Source organism: Mycolicibacterium agri, assembly GCF_002553505.1.
Lineage (GTDB): Bacteria > Actinomycetota > Actinomycetes > Mycobacteriales > Mycobacteriaceae > Mycobacterium > Mycobacterium agri.
Window position 1 is genome coordinate 20,468 of sequence record NZ_PDCP01000021.1, and the last position, 23,007, is coordinate 43,474.

General features: G+C 66.8%; 19 protein-coding genes and 1 pseudogene. 13 read left to right on the top strand and 7 right to left on the bottom strand.

Features of this window, described 5'->3' with window-relative positions; all coding sequences use genetic code 11:
• Window positions 1-25: 25 nt before the first annotated feature.
• Together CQY20_RS13575 and CQY20_RS13580 are read right to left on the bottom strand one after the other, a co-directional pair.
• Window positions 26-1,777, bottom strand: coding sequence for an ABC transporter permease (locus tag CQY20_RS13575; RefSeq protein ID WP_097940613.1), 1,752 nt, complete (start codon window positions 1,775-1,777; stop codon window positions 26-28).
• 26 nt (window positions 1,778-1,803) lie between these two features.
• Window positions 1,804-2,901, bottom strand: a complete 1,098-nt coding sequence (locus CQY20_RS13580; RefSeq protein ID WP_133119071.1) for an ABC transporter substrate-binding protein — start codon at window positions 2,899-2,901, stop codon at window positions 1,804-1,806.
• Window positions 2,902-3,055: 154 nt separating this feature from the next.
• Between CQY20_RS13580 and CQY20_RS13585 the strand changes: the two genes are divergently transcribed.
• On the top strand, window positions 3,056-3,799 hold the full coding sequence (locus tag CQY20_RS13585; protein ID WP_097940615.1) for a FadR/GntR family transcriptional regulator: 744 nt from the start codon (window positions 3,056-3,058) through the stop codon (window positions 3,797-3,799).
• Here the strand turns inward: CQY20_RS13585 and CQY20_RS13590 are convergent.
• From CQY20_RS13590 to CQY20_RS13600, 3 genes are all read right to left on the bottom strand, one after another.
• Window positions 3,781-5,184, bottom strand: coding sequence for a selenium-binding protein SBP56-related protein (locus tag CQY20_RS13590; protein WP_097940616.1), 1,404 nt, complete (start codon window positions 5,182-5,184; stop codon window positions 3,781-3,783). The genes CQY20_RS13585 and CQY20_RS13590 overlap by 19 nt on opposite strands.
• A gap of 77 nt (window positions 5,185-5,261) precedes the next feature.
• Window positions 5,262-5,645: an MmcQ/YjbR family DNA-binding protein gene (locus CQY20_RS13595; protein WP_097940617.1), complete on the bottom strand. Its 384-nt coding sequence runs from the start codon at window positions 5,643-5,645 to the stop codon at window positions 5,262-5,264.
• 3 nt (window positions 5,646-5,648) lie between these two features.
• Window positions 5,649-6,068, bottom strand: coding sequence for a lipoprotein LpqH (locus tag CQY20_RS13600; RefSeq protein WP_097940618.1), 420 nt, complete (start codon window positions 6,066-6,068; stop codon window positions 5,649-5,651).
• 266 nt (window positions 6,069-6,334) lie between these two features.
• On the opposite strand from CQY20_RS13600, the gene CQY20_RS13605 reads away from it, so the two are divergent.
• The 3 genes from CQY20_RS13605 to CQY20_RS13615 are packed head-to-tail and all read left to right on the top strand — an operon-like array spanning window position 6,335 to window position 10,885.
• Entirely contained in the window at window positions 6,335-8,968 is a 2,634-nt protein-coding gene (locus CQY20_RS13605; protein WP_097940674.1) for a circularly permuted type 2 ATP-grasp protein, read from the top strand.
• On the top strand, window positions 8,965-9,864 hold the full coding sequence (locus tag CQY20_RS13610; RefSeq protein ID WP_097940619.1) for a transglutaminase family protein: 900 nt from the start codon (window positions 8,965-8,967) through the stop codon (window positions 9,862-9,864). The genes CQY20_RS13605 and CQY20_RS13610 overlap by 4 nt, the downstream gene beginning before the upstream one ends.
• A complete protein-coding gene (locus tag CQY20_RS13615) occupies window positions 9,857-10,885 on the top strand; it encodes a zinc-binding metallopeptidase family protein (protein ID WP_097940620.1) in 1,029 nt (342 codons plus the stop codon). The genes CQY20_RS13610 and CQY20_RS13615 overlap by 8 nt, the downstream gene beginning before the upstream one ends.
• Window positions 10,886-10,897: 12 nt before the next feature.
• Here the strand turns inward: CQY20_RS13615 and CQY20_RS13620 are convergent, their stop codons facing one another.
• Window positions 10,898-12,394 carry a PucR family transcriptional regulator gene (locus tag CQY20_RS13620; protein WP_097940621.1) on the bottom strand — a complete coding sequence of 499 codons (1,497 nt, stop codon included), beginning with the start codon at window positions 12,392-12,394 and terminating at the stop codon, window positions 10,898-10,900.
• A 117-nt stretch (window positions 12,395-12,511) separates the two neighbouring features.
• Here CQY20_RS13620 and CQY20_RS13625 point away from each other — a divergent pair, with 117 nt between their 5' ends.
• The 4 genes from CQY20_RS13625 to CQY20_RS13640 all read left to right on the top strand — a co-directional run bounded on the left by CQY20_RS13625 (window position 12,512) and on the right by CQY20_RS13640 (window position 16,505).
• Complete coding sequence (locus tag CQY20_RS13625; protein WP_097940622.1) at window positions 12,512-13,426, top strand: NAD-dependent epimerase/dehydratase family protein; 915 nt, start codon at window positions 12,512-12,514, stop codon at window positions 13,424-13,426.
• Window positions 13,419-14,240: an SDR family NAD(P)-dependent oxidoreductase gene (locus CQY20_RS13630; protein ID WP_234816235.1), complete on the top strand. Its 822-nt coding sequence runs from the start codon at window positions 13,419-13,421 to the stop codon at window positions 14,238-14,240. Before CQY20_RS13625 ends, CQY20_RS13630 begins: the two co-directional genes overlap by 8 nt.
• On the top strand, window positions 14,240-15,670 hold the full coding sequence (locus CQY20_RS13635; protein ID WP_097940624.1) for an APC family permease: 1,431 nt from the start codon (window positions 14,240-14,242) through the stop codon (window positions 15,668-15,670). Before CQY20_RS13630 ends, CQY20_RS13635 begins: the two co-directional genes overlap by 1 nt.
• A gap of 67 nt (window positions 15,671-15,737) precedes the next feature.
• A complete protein-coding gene (locus tag CQY20_RS13640; protein ID WP_097940625.1) occupies window positions 15,738-16,505 on the top strand; it encodes a creatininase in 768 nt (255 codons plus the stop codon).
• Window positions 16,506-16,510: 5 nt separating this feature from the next.
• Here CQY20_RS13640 and CQY20_RS13645 read toward each other — a convergent pair whose 3' ends face one another.
• Complete coding sequence (locus tag CQY20_RS13645) at window positions 16,511-18,004, bottom strand: PucR family transcriptional regulator (protein ID WP_097940626.1); 1,494 nt, start codon at window positions 18,002-18,004, stop codon at window positions 16,511-16,513.
• 236 nt (window positions 18,005-18,240) lie between these two features.
• On the opposite strand from CQY20_RS13645, the gene CQY20_RS13650 reads away from it, so the two are divergent.
• From CQY20_RS13650 to CQY20_RS13670, 5 genes and pseudogenes are all read left to right on the top strand, one after another.
• Window positions 18,241-19,704: an APC family permease gene (locus tag CQY20_RS13650; RefSeq protein WP_097940627.1), complete on the top strand. Its 1,464-nt coding sequence runs from the start codon at window positions 18,241-18,243 to the stop codon at window positions 19,702-19,704.
• On the top strand, window positions 19,701-20,384 hold the full coding sequence (locus CQY20_RS13655) for an SDR family NAD(P)-dependent oxidoreductase (RefSeq protein WP_097940628.1): 684 nt from the start codon (window positions 19,701-19,703) through the stop codon (window positions 20,382-20,384). The genes CQY20_RS13650 and CQY20_RS13655 overlap by 4 nt, the downstream gene beginning before the upstream one ends.
• A 1-nt stretch (window position 20,385) precedes the next feature.
• Window positions 20,386-21,174: an SDR family NAD(P)-dependent oxidoreductase gene (locus CQY20_RS13660; protein WP_097940629.1), complete on the top strand. Its 789-nt coding sequence runs from the start codon at window positions 20,386-20,388 to the stop codon at window positions 21,172-21,174.
• Window positions 21,171-22,141: pseudogene (speB, locus tag CQY20_RS13665) on the top strand (agmatinase). Before CQY20_RS13660 ends, speB begins: the two are co-directional and overlap by 4 nt.
• Window positions 22,138-23,004, top strand: a complete 867-nt coding sequence (locus tag CQY20_RS13670; protein ID WP_097940630.1) for a polysaccharide deacetylase family protein — start codon at window positions 22,138-22,140, stop codon at window positions 23,002-23,004. The pseudogene speB and the gene CQY20_RS13670 overlap by 4 nt, the downstream one beginning before the upstream one ends.
• The last annotated feature ends 3 nt before the right edge of the window (window positions 23,005-23,007 follow it).

The window sequence follows — 23,007 nt, forward strand, 5'->3', positions numbered from 1 at the left end:
CAAAATCCTTTGCGCATGAACGGCATCAGCCGCGATGGGTGAGGTTGACGTGCGTGAGGCGCTGGATCACGGCCAGGAAGGCGATGGTCGCCACGGTCAGCGTGAGCGCCAACGCGGCGAGTTCGCCGTTGTTGCCCTGCCCGTACATCTCCAGCATCAGCACGGAGTTGACGACATTGCCGCTGGAGTACAGCAGCACCGACGAGCTCAGCTCGCGGAACATTGCGATGAACATGATCGAGAACCCGGCGACCATTCCCGGCGCCAGCAGCGGCAACACGATTGTGCGCAGCACCCGAAAACCGCTCGCGCCAGCGATGGCCGCGCTCTGTTCGAGGTTCTCGTGCAGCTGCTCCAGGCTCGCCTCGACTGATCGCATCCCGTAGGGCAGATGACGAGTGACGTAGGCGACGAACAGAATCCAGATCGTGCCGTACAGCACCAGCGGCGGGTGGATGTAGGCCTGGAAGACGCCGACGGCCAGAACGACGCCAGGCACCGCGACGGGAACGGTGGTGAGGAACAGGATCAACCCCTTGCCGCGGGTGGAGCGGCGATGGATCATGTACGCTGCGACCGTCGTCAGGGTCAGCGCCACCAGCGCCGCGCCCAGCGAAAGCACGGTGCTGTTGCGGGCCGCCTGCATCACCGAGCCGTCCTCGATGAGCCGGCGCCAATTGGCAAGGCCCAGGCCGGTTGTCGTGAGTTCGGCCGTGTATACGGAGTACATGCTGACCGTGAGCAGTCCGAGCACGGGGAGAATCACGCTGACAGTGACGTAGCCCCAGCACACTGTGGTCAGCAGCGCCTTGCCGCCGCCGCGCAGCTCGATCCCGCCAGGCCGGTACTCCCGGCCACCGATCACCACGAAGCTGCGACGCGAGCCCATGACACGGCGCTGGATCACCACCACCAGCCCGGTCAGCGCGAGCAGCAGGCAGGCCAGCGCACTGGCGCTGGTGTAGTCGGCCGGAAAGGTGTTCATGTAGCGCCAGATCAGCGTGGTGAGAACATAATCACCCTGCGGCGCAGCCAGAATCGCAAAGACGCCGAACTCCTCCATCGTCATTGCGAAGGTGAGGATCAGTGCCGCCAGGATCGCGGGCGCGACAAGCGGAAGCATCACCCGAAGCGACGCTGTCCACCGGGGGCGACCGCAGATGACGGCCGCGTCCTCCAGCGCCGGATCGACCCGACGCAGGGCGCGCGAGGTGAGCAGGTAGACGAACGGCATGAAATAGACCGTCATGACGAAGATCTGCCCCGGCGTGGAGTAGATGTTCAGCGTCACGCCGATGTGATTGAAGACAGTCACGTTGAGCAGCCCCGTCCGCGGCGCCGCGAGCACGACCCAGGCAAAGCTGCCGACCAGCGTCATGGTGATGAACGGCACCACCACGAGCTTGTCGAGTGCGCCGCGACCGGGAACATCGGTGCGCGACACCGCCCATGCGAGGAAGCTGCCGATCGCACCGGCCAACAACGTGGCCGGAACATTGACGCTCAGGCTGTTCACCAGCGCCTCGTGTACGTCTGGGCGGGTGAAGGTTTCGAAGAACTTGTTGACGGCCACCGAGCCGTCCGGCCCCTGCAGCCCCCGGATCAGCAGCCATACCAGGGGATAAACCACCAGCAGCAGCAGGACCGCGATCAGTGTCCACCGGCCCAGCGTGCTGAGCCGGGGGGGCCATCGCGACCACGAGGGCAGCGGGGTACGGGTCGCGTCGGCCGGTGCGACGAGCTGATCGTCCGGCCGCGGCCGGGTGCTGACACCCACGGCGCTCTCCTTATCCTGTGTGTCGGTCAGGACTGGTGCATCAGCGAGCTCAGCTTGTCCTGAATCTCAGTGGTGTCCTGGCCGACTTCCTCCCAATTAGCCTGTGACACAGGAAGACTGGAGAACGCAGGCCGTCCCTCGATCGGCTTGGCGTCTTTGCGTGTCGAGTAGGCGCCCACCTTGTCCTGGACCAACTGCTGCGCTTCGGCCGAGAGCAGGAAGTTCTGCAGCAGCCGCGCAGCGTTGGGATGCGGCGCGCCCTCGAGGATGCCCACGTATCCGGGAACGACCGTGACGTGATCCTCGGGATAGACGTACTCGATCGGCGCCTTCTTGTTGTACTTCGACGCCCACGCCTCGTAGTCGTTCATGTCCATGCCGATGGCCCGCTCGCCGGTGATGATGAGATTCGCCTCGGCGGATTGGGAGTCGACGAGTTGAGGCTGCTGAGCGCCGATCTGGCGGAGGATTTCGTCGCCGTACTTCTGGGTGAGCAGATGGTCGGCGATCAACTGCGTGCCACCGTACTTGGGATCGGCCGCCGCGATCATGCCGCGATACTCCGGGTTGGCCAGATCCTGCCAGGCCTTCGGCGCCGGGCGCCCGTCGAGCGCGGTTGGGTTGTAGGCGATCACGACGGCGGTGGCACGGAATGTGCCGTACGTCTTGTCCGGGTCGACGTATTCCGGCGGGTACGCCGGGTATTCGGGCGAGTCGTAGGACGCCAGCAGCCCCTGCGACTTCAGCTGCACGAAGCTGGGCGGGTAGGAGGAGTGGAACACGTCGGCGGCGAGCTTGTTCGCCTTGATCTCCTCGGCGATCTTGTTCTGCAGGCCGAGCGACCCGGTGACGAACAGATCCACCGGCACACCGTACTTGGCGGTGAACGCATCGGCGATGACCTTCGAATACTGCTCGGGCAGCGACGAATACCAGACGACCTGCCCGTCAGTCTTTGCCGCGCTTGGCAACTCGCTGTCGGCGACCACCTCCGGCCGGCTGTCGCCACCTCCTCCGCACGCTGTGGCGACCAGGGCGAGCACGACGCCGATGAGCGTCAATTTCCACCGGTGAATGCGTGCGATCGAGCCAAAGAAATCCAGCGGGGGCCTCGGTGCCGGCATGTTCGCTCCTTCAGGGCGGATCAGGACCGCGGTGCCAGCCGCTTCGATCAGGTTGTGGATGCGGCCGGTGCGGCGAATGTAGGTAGGCCGTGTCGGATTTGTCAACCGGTTGACTGGTTAACCAATTTAGAGAAGTGCTGCTAGTGTTGCCGTCGTGAACGGTCTGACCAGGGTCGAGATTGCGCCCCGTGAACCGGTGTCCGCCGAGGTGGTGCGCCGACTGCTGGATTATCTGCTGCTCTCCGGAGAGATTCAGCCGGGGCAGCGGATCCCGTCGGAACGGCAGCTGGTGGAGACCCTCGGCGTCGGGCGCGCCGTCGTTCGTGAGGCCATCAAGGCCCTCGGCTTCCTTGGGCTGCTCGAGATACGACAGGGGGCAGGCACCTACTTCCGCGGGACCGAGCCCGGCATCTTCTCGCGGATCCTGGAATGGGGCATCGCGCTCGGCGAGCAGCGCACGGTCGACCTGATCCACGCGCGGGGCCATCTCGAGGTCCTGGTCGCCGGGCTTGCCGCCCAGAACCGGACCGACGACGACGTCCGCGCCCTACACGAGCTGCTCGACGCGATGCGCACCGCGAGCATCGAGGAGCCGCACCGGTTTGCCGAGGCCGATGTCGGATTCCATCTGCGCATCGCCCAGGCGTCCGGCAACTCCGTGCTCGCCAACATGCTCGAGCGGATCCGCGCGCTCGTGTTCGCCTGGATCGGCCACAACATCGCCGCGTCGAAGACGACCAGCGTCGCCTACGCCGAGCACCCGCCGATCCTCGACGCCATCGAACGGCGCGACGTCGACGCGGCACGCGCGGCGATGGAGAAGCACATGCGCGGCGCCACCGAGCGCCTGCTCAGCCGTCTCGATGCGGGCGCGCTCACTCAGTCCGCGAAGCAGTAGGAGTCGCTGGAGGCGTCGCCGCCCTGTAGGCGCACTTGGTGCACCCGTCGCCCGCGGAAGTCGTCGCCGTGCGGGAAGAATCCGGTGTCGGCGGCGAGGCCGCCCGTGGTGACATCGGCGTCGAGTTTGGCCATCCACGCGCCGACGCCGTCGGGATAGAAGACCTCGTCCCACGCTGCGTACAGCGAGTTGGTGACGTAGACTCGCCGGCCGTCGCGGCTGATCTCCACCATCTGCGGCCCGCCGCGCAGCGGCTGGTCGGGAGACGCCGGGTGGGGCCTGCGCTCAACGATGCCGCCCAACCTGACCGATCCCGTCTCCTGCGGCCGGGAGGGGTCACTGACGTCGTACTGCTTGAGCTCGCCGGTGCCCCAACATGACACGTAGAGCCACCGGTCGTCGACCGACAGGTCGATGTCGGAGACCAGCGGTGGGACGGCGCCGAACGGCTTGAGCGCAGGGGGCAGATCGTCGGCGTCCGCGGGCTCGGCTCCAATGGTGATCACCTTCTCCGCCGTCCAACGATCGCCGTCTTTCTGCCACAACCAGATTGAGGCCGAGAGGTCTTCGACGCTGATCACCACGCCGGCGAACCCATAAGACTTGGTCGGGTCGTGCGCCGGTCGAAGCTCGAGCACCATTTGATGCTCGTCGCCGAGATCGATGCGCTGGGTCAGGGTGCGCTCCGACATGCTCCAGAAATTCAGGTGGTGGCCGAACTTGCGGCCGAGCAGGTCCTCGGGGTTGAGGCCGTTCTCGATCATCGACGGTGTGGCCCACTCGGATGTCACGACGGTGTCGTGCTGCAGGTGCCACCAGACGTCGTAGGCGAAAAACTGTTCGCCCCTGTCTTTTTCCCACGGTCCGAGCACTTCGAACGTGTCGTGGTCGATCAGTGCGACGCCGCCGGGCCCGTCGTCGCCGTTTGCGCCGCCGAGCGCCGACATGAAGATGCCTCCCGGCCCGCAGTGCACGGTGTGGGGTCGTGAGTAGCCGGCCTTGGCCGCCAGTTCGCCGGCCTCAATCGTGTGCGCCAGCACGGGGTTTCGCGGGTCTGGCTTGGTGTCGAACACATATGTGGTCGACGACCGTAGCCCGGGAACGAGCAGGAAGCGGCGCTCGAGATCATGATGGTGGCCGTCGTGGCACAGTGCGCTAGAGCACGCGTTCCAGCCGAAGTGGTGAAGCTCGTTGCCTGCGGTCGGCATCTCGGCCCAGCCGACGACGCGGCCGTAGCCGGGGGAGTCGGCGGCGCAGTCGACGACGGCCAGCGCATCGTTGGCCCGGCCGTCGGGGTCGTACGCAGCGACATAGGCGAGTTGTTCGGGTGCGGCGGTGATGGCGGCGCCGGGGGTGCGGTAGAAGGTGGGATCAGTGGCGGGCATGGTTCCTCCTCGGATTCGCGAGAGGCGCTAATTGACGCGACTGTCAGCGATGCGTCCGATGATCCTCTGTTGCCGCGTCAGGATTCGTCGTTCGCCAGGAATGCCTTGACCAATGTCTTCGGCGCGTGCGCCAGCCACGCCTCGGTGATCAACTCGGTGAGCTCAGCGACGCTGATCCGCGCCAACCGCACCAGCACGGCGGGATACCCGTCGAAGTGCGGGGTGGTGAAGTACACGTCCGGGTCGTCGGCGATCAGCGCGAACTTGACGCCTTCGTCGGGGACCCGTGCGCCGAGGATGTCGCCGTCGGGTGCGGCGTCGCCCAGTGCCTCGTAGTCGGCCCTGCGTAGGGGGCGCTCCCAGACGAGCAGTTTCTTGCGGACTCGCCACGTGCGCGGCGTCGGCTCACCGGTCTCCGGCAGGCCGGCCACGATCCGGGATCCGTCCGCCCAGGACGCCATCGGTCAGCAGTCGGCGGAGATGTCGAACGACGCCGTCGTGGTCTGGTTGGGTTTGTCGGCGAAAGAACCCTGGGCCTCGCCGCTGACATTGAAACCGCCCTCGCTCACCCGCGCCTGCGCCTTGCCGAGATTGTCGGCCCAGAACGTGCCGGTGAAGTTCCCCATGTTGCGGATGGTCACCGACTCGGGCGTCAAGGTGTCGCCGAGCCGAATCGTCGCGGTGAATCCGGGTTCCTCTTCGAGGGTCTCGATGGTCCAGTTCGTGCCGGTCTGTGTGCAGGTGACCGGCTGCAGCGCGTTGGTGGCTTTCCCGTTGATGAGCACGCGGGCGTCACTTGTGCCCAGTGCGCTGGGTGGACTCGAGCAGCCGGCCAGGCCGACGGCGACGACGAGAGCGGCTACGGCGCTGAACCGGCGCTTCATGAGCGTTCAAATCCCCCTCTGGAACTGGTCGCCAACACAGCAGACAGTAAAGCAGCAGACCCCGGTAGAGGGAGAGTCCCGCGAAAATGTGTGGCGACCGGCGCAGCGCGCTGTCCGGCCACAGCGCCGAAGACGCATGTCCCAGCAGCAACTTGCAGTACTACACCGGTGCGAACCGCGGCGCAGTCCCCGCCACGACCGCTGTGCCGAACGCCACCGAGGACAGGCTCACGCCTCCGACCGGCGATGCGTACCGTTCTGCAGTGATGGCACGATCCGTGGCGAACCCGCACGACATCGACAACCTGCTGGCCGGCTACCGCGCCGCGCGGGCCCAGCAGGCGTTGTTCGATCCTCGCGGCGGCACCGTCAGCCGGTACGACGAATTCGTCGACGCGGCAGGCAATGTCCGGCCCGCCTGGGCCGAGCTGGCCGAATGCGTCGGCGAGCGCGGTCGCGACGGCCTGGAACAGCTGCGGGCGGTGGTGCGAGATCTCGTCGACAACGACGGCATCACCTACACCCCACTTGGCGCCAACGGCGAGGCCGACACCAACGGCGACGGCACCCCGGTGCCCTGGCAGCTGGACGCCCTGCCGCTGCTGGTCTCGGCGCAGGACTGGGACACGCTGGAAACCGGACTGGTGCAGCGCTCCCAGCTGCTGGACGCGATATTGGCCGACCTGTACGGCCCGTGCCGGTCGGTGACAGGTGGGGTGCTGCCCCCGCAGCTGTTGTTCGCGCACCCGGGCTATGTCCGGGCCGCGCGCGGCATCGAGGTGCCGGGGCGCCACCAACTCTTCATGCATGCCTGCGACATCAGCCGCGCTGCCGACGGCACGTTTCGAGTCAACGCCGACTGGACGCAGGCGCCATCGGGCGCCGGGTACGCGCTGGCCGACCGGCGCGTGGTCGCGCACGCCATCCCCGACCTCTACGAGCGCATCGCGCCGCGACCCGCCTCGCCTTGGGCGCAGGCGCTGCGGCTGGCGCTGATCGACGTCGCGCCGGAGTCCGCGCACGAGCCGATGGTCGTGGTGCTCAGCCCTGGAACGCATTCCGAGACCGCCTTCGATCAGGCCTATCTGGCCAGCGTGCTGGGTTTTCCGCTGGTGGAAAGCGCCGACCTCGTCGTGCGTGACGGCCAGCTGTGGATGCGCTCGCTCGGCACGTTGAAGCGGGTTGACGTGCTGCTGCGGCGCGTCGACGCCGACTACGCCGATCCGCTTGACCTGCGCGCGGATTCGCGGCTCGGTGTGGTCGGATTGGTGGAGGTGTTGCGCAGGGGAGCGGTGACGGTGGTCAACACGCTTGGCAGCGGCATCCTGGAAAGCCCTGGGCTGCTTCGGTTCCTGCCGGAACTGGCCAAGGCGCTCGTCGGTGAGACGCCGCTGCTCGAGACCGCGCCGGTGTACTGGGGCGGGATCAACGCCGAGCGTTCCCACATTCTCAGCAAGATGTCCTCGCTACTGCTGAAACCCGTGACCGGCGGTGAGACCATCGTCGCGCCCATGCTGAGCGCGAAACAACGTGACGAGTTGGCCGCCCGGATCGAGGCCGACCCGTGGCAGTGGATCGGCCAGGAGCTGCCGGAGTTCTCCTCGGCGCCAGCCAATTTCTCGAGGGTCGGGCTGACGTCGGCGAGCGTCGGCATGCGGCTGTTCACGGTGGCCCAGCGCGGCGGATACGCGCCGCTGATCGGCGGGCTCGGCTATCTGCTCGCGACGGGCAATGCCGCATACAAAGGCAAAACCATTGCGGCCAAAGATATCTGGGTGCGTACGCCGACGCGCGTGACGGCCGAGCGGATCCCCACGTCGGCACCGGCGCAGCTTCCGGCGATGACGCCGAGCCCGACCCGTGCCGTCAGTTCGCCGCGCGTGCTGTCGGATCTGTTCTGGATGGGCCGCTACGCCGAGCGTGCCGAGAACATGGCCCGCCTGTTGACCGTCACCCGCGAGCGCTATCACGAGTTCCACTACCGACAGGACTCCCACGGCAGCGAGTGTGTGCCGGTGCTGCTGTCCGCGCTGGGCCGCATCACCGGAGCCGACGACGGCGCAGACGACGATGCCCACGAGATGGTCGCAACCGCACAGTCGACGCTGTGGTCGCTGACCGTCGACCGGCGCCGCCCGGGCTCGCTGGCGGAGTCGGTGGAACGCCTGGCGGTGGCGGCGCGCGCGGTTCGCGACCAGCTGTCCAACGACACGTGGATGGTGTTGGCGGCGGTGGAACGGGCGGTCCTGCACCGCGGACGGGCGCTGCCGGAATCCCAAAACGAGGGCGAGGCCTATCTGGTGACGGCGCACGCGGAGACGCTGGCCGGCATGCTCGCGTTGGCCGGGGTGGCCGCCGAGTCGGTGGTGCGCGACGTCGGGTGGACGATGATGGACATCGGCAAGCGGATCGAGCGCGGGCTCGCCCTCACCGCCCTGATGAGCGCGACGTTGACGTCCGTCCGCAGCCCCGGTGCCGAACAGACCGTCATCGAGTCCACCCTGGTGGCCTGCGAGTCGTCAGTGATCTACCGCAGGCGCAACCTCGGCGTGTTCACCGTGTCCGCCGTCGCGGACTTGGTGCTGCTGGACCCCGACAACCCACGCTCTTTGGTGTATCAGTTCGAGCGGCTGCGCACCGACCTCAAGGCGCTGCCGGGCTCGTCGGGTTCGTCGCGACCCGAGCGGCTGGTCGACGAGATCGGCACTCGATTGCGCCGCGTCGACCCGGCCGATCTGGACGACGTGACCGACGGTCGGCGGGCCGCGCTCGCCGACCTGCTCGACGGGGTGCACGCCGACCTCCGCGAACTCGCCAAGGTCATCACCGCGACACACCTGTCGCTGCCCGGTGGCATGCAGCCGTTGTGGGGACCCGACCACCGCCGGGAGATGCCATGACGTCGCGGCGATATCAGGTGACACACACGACGATTTACGGGTACTCCGACGTGGTGACCAATTCCTATGGCCGTGGCTACCTCACGCCCCGAGACACCGACACCCAACGCTGCCTGTCGCATCGCCTGCGCGTCGACCCCGAGCCCGCCGACAGCTCCACGAGCAAGGACGTCTACGGCAACGTGACGTCCTACTTCCACGTCACCGAACCCCATCGCAGGCTTTCGGTCACCAGTGAGTCGGTGGTCGAGGTGGATCCACCGCCGCCCCACCTATACGGCGCCGGATCGGCGCTGGCACCGTGGGAGATCTCGCGCCCGGTGGGCTCCGACGGCGCGCTGGCCACGGAGTTCACCCTTGACCTGCAGCCACCCGAGATCACCGGCGAGGTGCGGGATTACGCCGCACCGAGCTTTCCCCCCGGCCGCCCGCTGATCGAGGCGCTACGCGACCTCACCACGCGGATCTACACCGACTTCACCTATCGGTCCGGGTCGACCACGGTGTCGACCAAAGTCAGCGACGTGCTGGCCGCCGGGGAGGGCGTCTGCCAGGACTTCGCGCGGCTGGCGATCGCCTGCCTGCGCGCCAACGGGCTTGCCGCCAGCTATGTTTCGGGATATCTGGCCACCGATCCGCCGCCGGGGAAGGACCGCATGATCGGCATCGACGCGACCCATGCGTGGGCCTCGGTGTGGACCCCGCAGAATCAGTGGCTGGGGTTGGACCCCACCAACGATCAGATGGTGGACGAACGCTACATCGTGGTGGCCTGGGGCCGCGACTACGCCGACGTGCCTCCGTTGCGCGGGATCATCTACACCGACTCCGAGAGCAGCTCCATCGAGGTCGCCGTCGACGTGGTGCCGCATCAGGGCGAGGTCGTCCATGCGTGACTTCATCTGCTCGAACTGCGGTCAGCGGTTGGCGTTTGAGAACTCCCTGTGCCTGTCCTGCAAACGGCCGCTCGGCTATTCGCTCGAGCACATGTCGCTGTTGGTCATCGCACCTTCAGAAGAGGCATCGCATGCCGGCTTCGTCGACGCCGACTCCTACGAGTTGTGCGCCAATCTGCATCTGGCCGAATGCAACTGGCTCGTCGAGAAGGCCCCGGTGCGCAAGTTGTGCGCCTCGTGCGAGCTCACCCGCACCCGACCGCCCGACGCCGACACCAAGGCGCTGGAGGCATTCGCAGCCGCGGAACGGGCCAAACGGCGCCTGATCGTCGAATTGGCCGAGCTGAAACTGCCGATCATCGACCGCGACGAGGACCCCGAGTACGGGCTGGCGTTCGACCTGCTCTCCAGCGAGGAGCAGAAGGTGTTCACCGGCCACGCGAACGGCGTCATCACGCTTGATCTCGCCGAGGGCGACGACGTCCATCGCGAGCAGTTGCGCATCTCGATGGACGAGCCGTACCGCACCCTGCTGGGGCACTTCCGTCACGAGATCGGCCACTACTACTTCTATCGACTGGTCGGCCCGTCGCAGGAGTACTCGCAACGATTCCGCGAGTTGTTCGGCGACCCCGACGCCGACTATCAGGCCGCGCTGGACCGCCATTATCAACAGGGGCCGCCCGCGGATTGGGAGAACGACTACGTTTCCTCGTACGCGACCATGCATCCCGCAGAAGACTGGGCCGAAACCTTCGCACACTATCTGCACATCCGCGACACGCTGGACACCGCCGCAGCGTTCGGCTTCGCGCCTGCAGCTGCCACCTTCGAGCGAAAGATGCTGGGACCGAGCGGATTCGATCAAATCATCGACATGTGGTTGCCGTTGGCCTGGTCACTGAACATGATCAACCGGTCGATGGGCAAGGACGACCTCTATCCGTTCGTGCTCCCACCTGCGGTGCTGGAGAAGATGCGGTTCCTGCACACCGTCATCGAAGAGGTGACGGCCCACTGAGCAGGATGGTCGTCAGCGCACCAGGCGGCTCGCGGTGATCGCCACCGCCAGCGTCATCAACTGCTTCGGATCGTCCATGTCGACGTCCAGCATCTTGGCGATCTGATTGAGCCGGTAGTACAGCGACTGGCGCCGCACATGAAGGCGTTTGGCCGCCTCCGCCTTGCTTCCGCCGCATGCCGCCAGCACTTCGAGAGTGTGGAGCAGTTGGCTGTGCTTGGTGGAGTCCGCCTTGACGAGCACGCCGATCTGATCCTCGACGAATTGCCGAGTGGCGTCGTGATTGCCGTGCGCGGTCAGCAGCCGCTCCAGCGCCAGTGCCTGCACACTGATCACCGGTTGGGTCATGCGCAGGTCCTGCCCGAGGCTCAACGTGGCGCGGGTGTCGGCCATCGCCTGCGGAAGCTCGGCGGCATCGCGCACCGTGCGGCTGACGGCCGCGCAGAGCCGCGACTGCGGCCACAGTTCGGCCAGCGCCGTATGACGCACGGAATGGGCGAGATTGGGCTCCACCGCCTCGTCGGGTCGGGCCAGGAGCCCGCACAGCACACCGTCAACGAGGCCGAACACGCCGTAACCGACGCTGCCAACGATCGCGTCGACGATGCGCGCGCCCGATTCGACTCGCGTCGGATCCACTGCGATACACGCGTATTGGTGATCCGACGTTGCCACGCCTGCGGCCAGCAGCCGCGACTCGAGGGTCCGGAGGTCGGTGGGTTCGTTGGCGACGAGGTGGTGCAGCAGCACCTGCTGTGCGCGTAAACCCGCGGAGACGTCCTTCTGTTCGCGGATGAGGCACAGGCCCAAGACGGTGGGCGCGCGATCCATCACCGCCTCGACCAGCCCGACGGGAATCCCGGCCGTACCGACCGTCAGCCGGCCCCACGCCGTGCCCTCCACGAGCACGGGCGCCTCGGAGGTCGGCTCGTCATCGCGCGGTTCGGTGCGGCCCGCAGCGACGACGACCCGGCCTGCGTAGTCGCTGAGCCGCGCCCAGGTGCCCAGCGCGGACGCGACGTGGTCGATGAGTTCTTCGAGGGATGCGCCGCGGGCCAGCGCCTCGGACAGGGCGCGGGAGATTTCGTCGGCGTGGCGCAGCCGGGCGACCGAGCGGTCGATGACCTCGCTGTTGACGGCCTCGGCGACCTCGGTGAAGCGCAGCACCGGCTGCAGTTCGACGATCGGCAGCCCCACCGCAACGGCCTCGTCGACCATTTCGTCGGGAACGTTCGCGAATGTTCTGCCCACCTCGAAACACAGTGCGGCGACGCCGCTTTCGGCGAGCCTGCGCACGTAGAGCCGACGCGCGGTTTCGTCGACGCCGACAAGTCCGACGCCGTTGGTCAACAGCAGTTCATCGCCGCGCAGCAGGGGAGCGATGTCGTAGAGGTCGGCGGTGTGCACCCAGCGCACGGCGTGGTCGAGGTGATCGTGGCCGCTGAGCACCGACGGGCGGGCGGGCCGCAACAGCGGGTGCTCGAGGACATGGCGAAGGATCAGGGCCATGAGACATTGTGACCCATAACACGCCGCAAATATGTGACATCGCGTCCGTTGCTGATGGCCAGCAGCGGTTGCATGCTGAGGCGACCTCGATCTCGACGTCGATCTCAGGAGCGCAAGATGACCACTCTGGTAACGGGCGGCCGCGGCTTCGTCGGACGCCAGCTGGTCGACCAGCTGCTGGCCGACGGGGTCAAGGTCGTCAGCTACAACCGCGACTTCGCGGTCGACGACCGAGACGGCCTGACCGTGGTTCAGGGCGAACTGTTCGACTTTCCGCGTCTGACCGAGACGCTGAACCGCCACAGCGTCGACCGCATCATCCACACCGCGGGGCAGAGTCATCCCGGCGTGTCCGTCGAGTTGCCGTGGACGACGTTCAAGGCCAATGCCGAAGGCACCCTTGCCGTTTACGAAGCCGCGCGAGCGACGGGAGTGCGCCGCATCGTGAACTTCTCCTCCGAATGCGCGCTGGGTAATCTGCCGACCGATGTCGCGGTGACGGTGGACGTCACGCCGCGACCGACCACGCCGTACGGGGTCACCAAGGTCGCCGGTGAAATGTTCGGCGCCGTCTACAACTCGCTCTACGACATGGAGATCGTGTCGCTGCGGATCACCGAGATCTACGGCCCCGGCTTGTGGATGCCGAGCCTGCTCGGTGACATGATTCGCGCCGGCCTGCGCGGCGAAACCTTCCGGCTCGAAGCAGGCGGTGATCACCCATTCCAGTTCGTGCACGTCTGCGACGTGGCCGCCGCGGCGCGGCTGGCCGCCACAGCCTCGACCCTGACCCAGCCGGTGTACAACGTCTCGGGCGGGCGTCAGATCACCGTGGCCGAAACGGCGAAACTGCTCGAGCGGCACCTTCCGGGCAGCCGCTACGAGATCGGCCCGGGTCTGCTTCCGCAGTGGGACAGCCAAGGCCCTTACGACTTGACCGCATCCAAGCGCGATCTCGGCTACTCGCCGTCGTGGTCGCTGGAACGCGGCATCGTCGACCAGATCGAGTGGCTGCGGGGTCAACATGGCTGAGATGAGCGGCCGCGTCGCGCTGGTCACCGGCGCGGCCTCCGGCATCGGATTGGCCAGCGCCGAAGCCCTCGCGCGCAACGGCGCGGCCGTGGCGCTGCTGTCCCGTCCCGGCGATGACCTGGAAACGGCAGCGGCTCGCGTCCGCGGTTGTGGCGGCAGCGTTGTCACAGTCGCCGCCGACGTCGCCGACTCCGCCGCCGTTCGAGAGGCATTCGATCGGGTGGAACGGGATCTGGGCCCGATCGACGCCGTCCACAACAACGCGGGGATCTCAGTGGTTTCCCCCCTTGTCGACACCAGCGACGAGGTGTTTCGCCGACTCGTGGATACCAATCTCGCGGGAACGTTTTTCGTGCTGCGCGAGGCGGCGCGGGTGATGCAGCCGCGACGATCGGGCGCGATCGTCAACACCGCCTCCGAGTTGGCCCTCATCGGGCAGGCCGGCTATGTGGCCTATACCGCCACCAAGGGCGCGATTCTGGCCATGACCCGCAGCGCCGCAGCCGAATTGGCCTCCTGGGGAATTCGGGTCAACGCGGTGTGCCCCGGCACCACGAAGACGCCGATGTTTCTCGCCGAGTTCGACGGTGCCGCCGATCCGGACGCGGAGTTGGCCGACAACGCCGCCAGCGTCGCCATGCAGCGCATCGCCGAGCCCGCCGAGATCGCCGAGGCCGTCGTCTTTCTGCTGTCGCAGCGCGCCGGCTACATCACCGGCACCCATCTAGTCGCCGATGGCGGTCGCACCTCGTGCGTGTCCGCCGGATCCATCGGAGTCGCAACACCACCGTCGCACACAACCGGAGAATCCTGATGAGCGAATCCTCAACGCCGCCACCGTCTTCGCGCCTCGAGCAGCTGGGCTACTCGCAACAACTGGTCCGTCGACTCAACATTCCGGAGGTCGTCGGGCTCGCCATGGCGGACGTGTCACCGACGATGGCGGTGCTGTTCCTGTCGGCCGGGGTGTTCGTCATCGGCGGCACATTCTCGATCGGCGCGGGCCTGATCCTGTCGGCCGTCGTCGTGTTGATCTCGCTGTGTCTGGCCGAGTTGGCGGGCATGTTCCCGATCGCGGGCGGCATGTACTCGTTGGTGCGGAAGGTGCTTCCAGGACCGTTCTCGTGGATCACCATGTTCAACTACCTGATCCAGGGGATCGTGATCCCGGCGAGCATCGCCCTCGGCATGGTGGGTTTTCTGCGAGACCTGTTTCCGGGCTTGGGTTTTCCCGACACTGTGGTTGCCGTCGTGCTGCTAGGGCTGGCAACGGCGATCGCGCTGACCAAGGTGGAGGTCGGCGCGTGGGCTACCGGGGCGATGGTGATCGTCGAGTGCATCGTGCTCGGCATCGTCACGGTCGCGGCGCTGGCGCATCCGCATCAGAACCTCGCCGAGGTCACCTTTCATCCCACGGTGTTGAGCAACGGCGAACTCGTCGCGGTCGGTTTCGCCGTGATGCTGGCGACGCTGGCCCCGGCGTTCAATGTGATCAACGGCTATGACGCCGCGCTGGGTTTCTCCGAAGAACTCAAGGGCGGCGAGCGCAACATCGCCAAGGCGGTCATCATCTCGGCGGTGCTGGCATGCGTGCTGATCATGGTTCCGCTGATCTCGGCGCTGATCGCTGCGCCCGATCTGAAGGAGTTCTTCAGCGCCCCTGCCCCCGTCGTGTACTCGGTGGAGGCATCGTTGGGCGACAGGGCGCGCATCATCGTCGACATCGGTGTGGCGATCGCGTTGTTCAACGCGATGGTGTCCCTGCTGATGTACTTCGGGCGCGGCGTCTACACCACCGGCCGTGACGCGATGTGGCCGGCAGCGGTGAACCGGGTGCTCGGTTCCATCAACAGGTTCCATGTGCCCGGCGCAGGCATCATGTGCCTTGCGGTACCCGCCGCGGTGCTGGTGTTCACCTCCGCGCTGAACTTCCTGATCATCTTCGCGGGCACCGTGATCGCGGCGGTGTACTTCTGCATCGGCATGGCCGCGTTCTGGAGCCGGCGGTCGATGCCCGACGAGCCGCGGCCGTACCGGATGCCGCTGTGGCCGCTGCCGCCGGTGGCGGTGATCGTCTTCACCGGAATTGCGTTGGCCACCCAGGAGACGCAGTACCTTGTCGCCGAAGTGGTGCTGATCGCGCTAGCGTTGGCGGCCTGGGCCGGTTCCAAGCGGTGGTCGCCGCGACCTGCGCCCGCCGTGCCGCACGACGTGTCGGAGCGGGGGCTGGACCCGATCGCGTGAAAACCTTGGCAACCGGAATGTCAATCGCGGACGGCGCCGAAAGCCGTTCATGGAAGGAGAGTTTAAAATGAGCGCCGACGCCGGGCCGCGGGTCTATCAGGATATGACGTGGGAGGAGATCTCCGCCGCCGCGGCCGCCGACCTTCCCGTCGCGATACCGATCGGCGCCACGGAGCAGCACGGCCGCCATCTTCCGGTGTGCACCGACTGGGTGCTGCCGCAGCGGGTGCTGTGCGAGGCGGCCCGTCTGCGCGACTTCGTCGTCGGCCCGTTCGTGCCGTTCGGTTACCGCAGCCGGCCGGGCAGCGGAGGGGGACAGCACTTTCCCGGCACGATCTCGTTGCGCGCCACGACGTTCATGAGTGTGCTCGAAGACATCCTCAGCGAGCTCAAGCGCGGCGGCTTCAACAACATCGTGCTCTACAACTGGCATTTCGAAAACACCGGATTCGTCTACGAGCCGGCTTTCCTCGTGTCGGAACGGCATCCCGGCCTCAAGGTCGTCGTCGTCGAGGATGTATTTCCCGAATTCACGTCTGAGCGGCGAAATATATTGTGGCCTGACGGTTTTCCCGGGTTGGCGCTCGAGCATGCCGCCGTCATCGAGACGTCGCTGTGGATGTATCATGACGAGTCCGCGGTGCGCACCGACCGGATGGCGCCCGACGCCCCGCAACGCGTGGTCAATCATGACGTGCTGCCGATCGACACCCGCATGTCGACCGCGAGCGGCTCGCTGTCCTCGCCGATGGGCGCCAGCGCCGAAGTGGGCAAGCTACTCACCGAATGGCTGGTTGAGCGCGTCGTCGCCATCATCGACGAGGAATTCGGGTAGCGCCGTCAGTCGGGAACGGCGAGCAGGTCTCGGGCGCGCAGGGCCAACCAGAACTCGGCCAGCGTCGCCGTGTCGGCGATGCGCCTGCCGGTCATCTCCTCGATCCGCTGAATGCGGTATACGACGGTCTGGCGGTGTACCCCGAGTTCCCTGCTGGTGCGCAACCACGAACGTTCACATCGCAGGTAGGTGTCCAGAGTGGTGACTAGCTCGCTGGAATGCGTTGCGTCATAGTCGATCAGGACACCCAAGACCCTGTCGACGACGACGCGCGCGTCTTCCGGATCGCCCAACGCCGAGAACAGTCGGGCGTCGGCGAGCCGCGCAGTTCGCCGCGAGGTGCTGACGGCCAGGCGCACCGCCCACGTCGCCTCACGCACCGCATTCGGAGCGCGCGACGGGCGTCCCAGCGGCTCGCTGATGCCGAGGGTGGCCTGGTCGCCGAGCCGCTGTTCGAGCACCTCGAGCGAGGTGTCGGTGACGGGCATCAGGGCGTAGAGCAGTTCACCCCGGCGCAGCAGTAGGTGGGGCACCGAGCGACGGCCGAGGCCCAGATGCAGCCGGCGCTCCGCCGTCGCCGAAACGCCCTCGGCGGCAACCACACAGCTTGTCACCGCGTCGATTCCACGTTCGCCGAGTTCTCGGTCGCCCTCGCGGTCGCTCATCCTGCCGTCGCACAGCTGGCTCATCACCTCGGCGCCGATGCGCCGGTCGTGCTCGCGGCGCGCATTCTGCTGCGCCAGCAGCACCGCAACCGCGGACGCAAGGTGCTGGAGATGAACCAACTCTGTCGAAGGGCCGCGAAACGCGTACGTGGACAACACCGTCGGCTGCTCGTCGGGCACCTCGACCACGAGGGCGCGCTGTTGCGCGGCATTCACGTGCAGGACACCGGGGATCGCGCCGCGGCGGTGCGCTATCTCGGAGACGATCGCATCCCGAAGGTCGTCCGGCGGCGGATCCGAGGCGTCCAGTGCGACGGCGCCGGTGGCGGCGTCGAGAACCGCGATCCGACACGACAGGTCGCGCTCCAGCTGTGCCAACACATTTGCGGGCGCGGGATGTGCCATCGACTGGCGGATCACGTTGTAGACACGCTCGGTTACGGCGATCCGCCCGCTGCCGGCAGCGTCGGCCACGGCCCGCCCGATCGAGGAGAAGCCAACCGAATAGGGCACCACCATGAGCGGAAAGGCCAGTTGGTCGGCCAGCGCCACCGCCTCGGGGGTCAGTTCCGGGGTGGCGGCGTCCAGCCCGATCACCATGCCGCAGATGCCGTTCTCCGCAGCCCCGCGGATCAACGCCGTCTGGCCGCGCACGGATTCAGGCAGCGTCTGTCCGTTCTTCATCAACAACTCGCCGCCGGCCAGGTAGCTCCACGGCTCCTCGAGATCGGAGGTCTGCGCCCACGTCACCGGCGTGTCAAGGCCGTCACCGCCACCCTTCAGCGTGAGCCGCAGATGCGGGGTCTCGAGCAGATCGCGAACCCGATACGCCATCAGTCACCTGATCGAAACATGCGTTTACGGCGCCGCCTCAACACCGCATCGGACGTAAATGAGCAGGTCGAGCACATCGACTCAGGCTCCCGAGCCGGTGTCATCGAGCCGAGCGCCCATCCACTTTAGATGAGCGTATGAATAGTCGCCTGAAATTCATACCGTAAGCGTATTCCGTTTCGCGCCCGACCGGCCCAAAGTTGCCGCTGGTATGTCTCTTAGCGACGGGAGCCGACATGGCTGAGACGACGGATACGACCACCATTGGACAACCCGCGCCGGAACGTCTGCTGCGCGGATTCAGCTTCCGCTCGGCGCTTTCGCTGGCATTCGCCGACGTGTCACCGATCGCGGCGGTGTACGCGATCTTCACCCTCGGGTTGTTCGCGGCAGGGCCGAAGTTCTTCTGGGCCTTCCCGATTGTGCTGGTGGGCCAGCTAATGGTGGCGGCCGTGTTCGGGGAACTGGCATCGCGCTGGCCGTATGCGGGCAGCGTCTACCAGTGGTCGCGCCACGTCCAGAGCACGACATGGGGCTGGGTGGCGGCGTGGGCGTACATGTGGGGCCTAACGCTGGCACTCGGCACGCTGTCGTACGCGGCAGGCGGCTTCCTGCTCAACATCTTCGGCGTCGCCGAACCCGGCCGCTGGCAGATCGCGACGGTGGCGATCGCCATCATCCTGGCCGGCACCTGCATCAACATGGTCGGACGAAAAGTCTTGAAAGCGATGGTGATTGCCAGCCTCACCTGCGAGGTCATCGGCTCGGTTGGCCTGGGCCTGGTGCTGCTGCTGTTCTATCGGGAAAACCCGTTCTCGGTGCTGTTCTCGAATGCGGGCATTCCCGACGCGGCATCGTGGGCATCGGGCCCCATGTTGCTGGCCATCGCCTACGTCGGATGGTCGTTTTTGGGATTCGAGGCCGCCGGTTCGGTGGCCGAGGAAGTGGACGAGCCTGAACGCAACGTCCCCAAGGCGATCATTCTCGCGCTGTTCCTCGTCGGGATGGTCGTGATGTTTTCTGCTGCAGCGCTTATTCTTTCGATTCCCGACCTGCCCGGCGTCGTGGCCTCGCAGTCCGGCGATGTCGTCGCCGAGACCCTCGCTGCGCACCTCGGTGCGGGCGTGACCAAACCGCTGCTGGCCATGTTCGTCATCGGCTTCGTGTCCAGCTTTCTGGCCGTGCAGGCCGCGGTGTCGCGGTGCATCTGGGGTGCGGCCCGTGACGGCAGCCTGCCGGGTTCGAAGGTGCTGGGCAGACTGGCCGGAGCGGAGCGGCTGCCGGTGAACGCGATCGCCATGACCGCGCTCGTCGCGGTCATCTTCGTTGTCCTGGCGGGCACGCAGTTCTACAACATCCTGGTGAATTTCAACATCATCGGGTTCTACATCGCGTTCGGCGTGCCGGTGATCGGCGCAGCCCTGGCGCGGCTCACGGGCAAGTGGCGGCCGGGCCCGTTCAACCTCGGGCGGTGGGGCGCGCCGGTGACCTACATCGCGTCGCTGTGGATCATCTTCGAGACGGTCAACGTCGCGTGGCCCCGCACCCAGCCGGGCCAACCCTGGTTCATCAACTGGGCCAGCGTGCTCACCACCGTGGTGCTGGCGTTGGTGGGGATGGGCATCTACCTGTCGGTGCGTCGCAACATCCAGGCCCCGATCGCGGAACGCCTGGCTGACACACCACCGCCAGCAGAATGACCCGCGTCGCCGTCGTCACGGGCGCGTCCTCCGGCATCGGCGCCGCGATCGCCTCGGCGCTCGCCGAAGATGGCTATCGTGTTGCGGCACTGGACCGTAACGCCGCCGCACCGTACGTCGTCGACGTCGCCGACCAGGCGGCCGTTGCGGCCGCCGTGAAGACTGTCGCCGCAGATCTCGGGCCGGTCGACGCGGTGGTCAGCGCGGCGGGGCACTACGAGTCCGTGCCGATCGCCGAGATCACCCGTGAACAACTGCACCGCATGCTGCGAGTGCATCTCGGGGGGTTGCGAAACGTCACACGCGCCGCCCTGCCGTCGATGATCGACCGTCGCAGAGGCGCTATTGTGGCCATCACCTCCGAACTCGCCGTTGGCGGCGGCGACGCAGAGGCGCACTACTGCGCGGCCAAGGGCGCGATCATCGGACTGGTGCGCAGCCTCGCCGCCGAGGTGGCCCCTCATGGCATCCGCGTCAACGCCGTCGCGCCCGGCCCGACCGACACGCCGTTGCTTGCGCCCGACTCGCCCTGGCGAGCAACCGAATACCTGTCGACGTTGCCGGCGCGGCGGCTCGCCCGTCCTGACGAAATCGCCGAGGTCGTCCGGTACCTGGTGAGCGAGGACGCCGGTTTCTGTACCGGTGAGGTGCTCTCGCCGAACAGTGGTGCGGTGATCTGACATGACCTCTGACATCACCTCTGACACCACGAAACGCCACGACCGGCGCGTCGCCCTCGTCACAGGCGCCACGCAGGGCATCGGGGCGGCGATCGCCGAACGCTTGGCCGCAGAGGGCGCAACCGTCGGCGTCAACGGCCCCGTGCGTGACCATCGGATGGACGCCGTGGTGCGCGGGACGGGTGGATTCCCCGCGGCGGCAGATGTTTCCGATCCCGACGCCGTGACGGCCATGGTCGCCGACATCGAGCGCACCCGTGGGCCAGTGGACATCCTGGTGTGCAACGCCGCGTACATGACCATGGGCCCGTTCGTGGAGCACCCCGATGACGACTGGTGGAAGATTCTCGACACCAATCTGTCGGGCACCGTCTATCTGGTGCAGGCGGTCCTCGACGGGATGCGCCGCCGCGGTGGCGGCAACATCGTGATCATCGCTTCCGAGTGGGGAGTGATCGGCTGGCCGAATGCGAGCGCCTACTCGGCCTCGAAGGCGGGGCTGATCTCCTTGACGAAAGCCCTCGGCCGTGAGCTCGCGCCCGAGCGCATCACCGTCAACGCGATCGCGCCGGGAATCATCGACACTCCGCAACTTCAGGTCGACGCCGACGACGCCGGACTCACGCTGGCGCAGATGCACGAGGAGTACGCACGTGAAATTCCGCTAGGCCGCATCGGGCGGCCCGCTGAAATCGCCGCCGCGGTCTCGCTGTTGGCGCGCGACGACCTCACCGCGTTCGTCGGCCAGACCATTCAGATCAACGGAGGGACCACACGGTGTCGGACATGAACCCGGATATAAGGGATGCGCACCAGCCGGTGCAGCCGGTCGACGGGACCGTCGTGCCCAGATATGCGGGCTTCTCGACGTTCGCGCGGTTACCGCGCATAGGCGATGTGCCGAGTTACGACGTTGCGGTGGTGGGCATTCCGTTCGATGCCGGTGTCAGCTACCGGCCCGGCGCCAGGTTCGGGCCCGCTCATGTTCGGCAGTGTTCGCGGGTGCTGCGGCCGTACCATCCGCAGCTGGAGGTGTCGCCGTTCGCCAGCCAGCAGGTGGTCGACGCGGGTGACATCGCCTGTACACCATTCGATATCGCCACCGCGGTAGGGCAGATCGAGGAGCAGGCCAGCGCGCTGATCGCAGACGGTGCACGCCTGATCACGATCGGCGGTGACCACACCATCGCCTACCCGCTGCTGCGGGCCCATCACCGCCGCTACGGGCCGGTGGCATTGGTGCACTTCGACGCGCATCTGGACACCTGGGACACCTATTTCGACGCACCGATGACCCACGGCACCCCGTTTCGCCGCGCCGCGATGAGGGGCTCTTCGTCGCGGGCCACAGCGCGCATGTCGGTATTCGAGGAGCGTTGTACTCGCCCGACGACCTGTCCTCCGACGCCGAACTCGGGTTCACCGTCGTGCACTGCCGCGAGTTCCAAAGGCGCACCGTCGATGACGTGATTGCGCAATTGCGGGATGCCATCGGTGATCACCCGCTCTACGTGTCCATCGACGTCGACGTGCTCGACCCTGCGCACGCACCCGGCACAGGAACCCCCGAGATCGGCGGCCTGACGAGCCGCGAATTGCTCGAGCTGGTGCGCGGATTCGACGGCCTCAACCTCGTCGGCGCCGACATCGTGGAGGTAGCCCCCGCCTACGACCACGCCGAGTTGACCGGCATCGCCGCCGCATTCCTGGCATACGAACTCCTGGCCGAATTGGCCCGCGCGCGGGAGACGGGATGACGGTCGCGCCTGTTCCATGGCCGAACGGGGCCCGCTGTGCGGCGTCGTTCACCTTCGATGTCGACGCCGAATCGGCGTTGTTGGGGGTGGACACCTCGCACGCGGACCGGATGTCGGTGATCAGCCACCAGGCGTACGGCCCGCTGACCGGGGTGCCGCGGCTGCTGAAACTCCTTGCCGAACATGGCGTGACGTCGACGTTCTTCGTACCCGGGTATACCGCGCTGCGGTACCCCGACGTGGTCCGTGCGATCGTCGATCACGGCCACGAGATCGCACACCACGGCTATCTTCATGAACCCATGCGTGGCAAGACTGAACAGGAAGAGGCAGCTATCCTCGACCGCGGGTTGGACGCATTGGAGTCGGTCGCCGGGTCCCGCCCCGTCGGATACCGGGCGCCCATGTGGGAGTTGAACTGGCACTCACCGAAGCTGTTGCACGACAGGGGATTTCTCTACGACAGCAGCCTGATGGACACCGATCACCCGTATGAGCTGGCGGTCCCCGACGGTGAGCGGTTGGTGGAGATCCCGATTCAGTGGGCGCTCGACGACTGGGAGCAGTACTGCTATGTGCCGGAGTTCAGCGGCAGCGGGCTGATCGAGAGTCCGGTCAAGGCAATCCAGATGTGGAAGCTCGAGTTCGATGCGATGCGGGCCGAAGGTGCTTCGTGGGTGCTGACCAACCATCCGTTCCTGTCGGGACGGCCGTCGCGGGCACGGGCGCTGGACGGCCTCATCGAGTACGTGCGCTCCCACGACGACGTGTGGGTCGCGAGCCTGCGCGAGATCGCAAGCCACGTGCGAAGCCTGGGGCTGGCCCCGCGTTCGGTTGTGCGGCCGGATCCCGCTGACTTCTAGACG

Excerpts from the sequence above, each read along its gene's own strand:
- CQY20_RS13655 (WP_097940628.1), top strand. The coding sequence starts at position 19,701 with ATGACCCGCGTCGCCGTCGTCACGGGCGCGTCCTCCGGCATCGGCGCC.
- CQY20_RS13650 (WP_097940627.1), top strand. The coding sequence starts at position 18,241 with ATGGCTGAGACGACGGATACGACCACCATTGGACAACCCGCGCCGGAA.
- CQY20_RS13630 (WP_234816235.1), top strand. The coding sequence starts at position 13,419 with ATGGCTGAGATGAGCGGCCGCGTCGCGCTGGTCACCGGCGCGGCCTCC.
- CQY20_RS13580 (WP_133119071.1), bottom strand. The coding sequence starts at position 2,901 with ATGCCGGCACCGAGGCCCCCGCTGGATTTCTTTGGCTCGATCGCACGC.
- CQY20_RS13595 (WP_097940617.1), bottom strand. The coding sequence starts at position 5,645 with ATGGCGTCCTGGGCGGACGGATCCCGGATCGTGGCCGGCCTGCCGGAG.
- CQY20_RS13625 (WP_097940622.1), top strand. The coding sequence starts at position 12,512 with ATGACCACTCTGGTAACGGGCGGCCGCGGCTTCGTCGGACGCCAGCTG.
- CQY20_RS13600 (WP_097940618.1), bottom strand. The coding sequence starts at position 6,068 with ATGAAGCGCCGGTTCAGCGCCGTAGCCGCTCTCGTCGTCGCCGTCGGC.
- CQY20_RS13605 (WP_097940674.1), top strand. The coding sequence starts at position 6,335 with ATGGCACGATCCGTGGCGAACCCGCACGACATCGACAACCTGCTGGCC.
- CQY20_RS13590 (WP_097940616.1), bottom strand. The coding sequence starts at position 5,184 with ATGCCCGCCACTGATCCCACCTTCTACCGCACCCCCGGCGCCGCCATC.
- CQY20_RS13640 (WP_097940625.1), top strand. The coding sequence starts at position 15,738 with ATGAGCGCCGACGCCGGGCCGCGGGTCTATCAGGATATGACGTGGGAG.
- CQY20_RS13645 (WP_097940626.1), bottom strand. The coding sequence starts at position 18,004 with ATGGCGTATCGGGTTCGCGATCTGCTCGAGACCCCGCATCTGCGGCTC.
- CQY20_RS13635 (WP_097940624.1), top strand. The coding sequence starts at position 14,240 with ATGAGCGAATCCTCAACGCCGCCACCGTCTTCGCGCCTCGAGCAGCTG.
- CQY20_RS13670 (WP_097940630.1), top strand. The coding sequence starts at position 22,138 with ATGACGGTCGCGCCTGTTCCATGGCCGAACGGGGCCCGCTGTGCGGCG.
- CQY20_RS13610 (WP_097940619.1), top strand. The coding sequence starts at position 8,965 with ATGACGTCGCGGCGATATCAGGTGACACACACGACGATTTACGGGTAC.
- CQY20_RS13615 (WP_097940620.1), top strand. The coding sequence starts at position 9,857 with ATGCGTGACTTCATCTGCTCGAACTGCGGTCAGCGGTTGGCGTTTGAG.
- CQY20_RS13660 (WP_097940629.1), top strand. The coding sequence starts at position 20,386 with ATGACCTCTGACATCACCTCTGACACCACGAAACGCCACGACCGGCGC.
- CQY20_RS13620 (WP_097940621.1), bottom strand. The coding sequence starts at position 12,394 with ATGGCCCTGATCCTTCGCCATGTCCTCGAGCACCCGCTGTTGCGGCCC.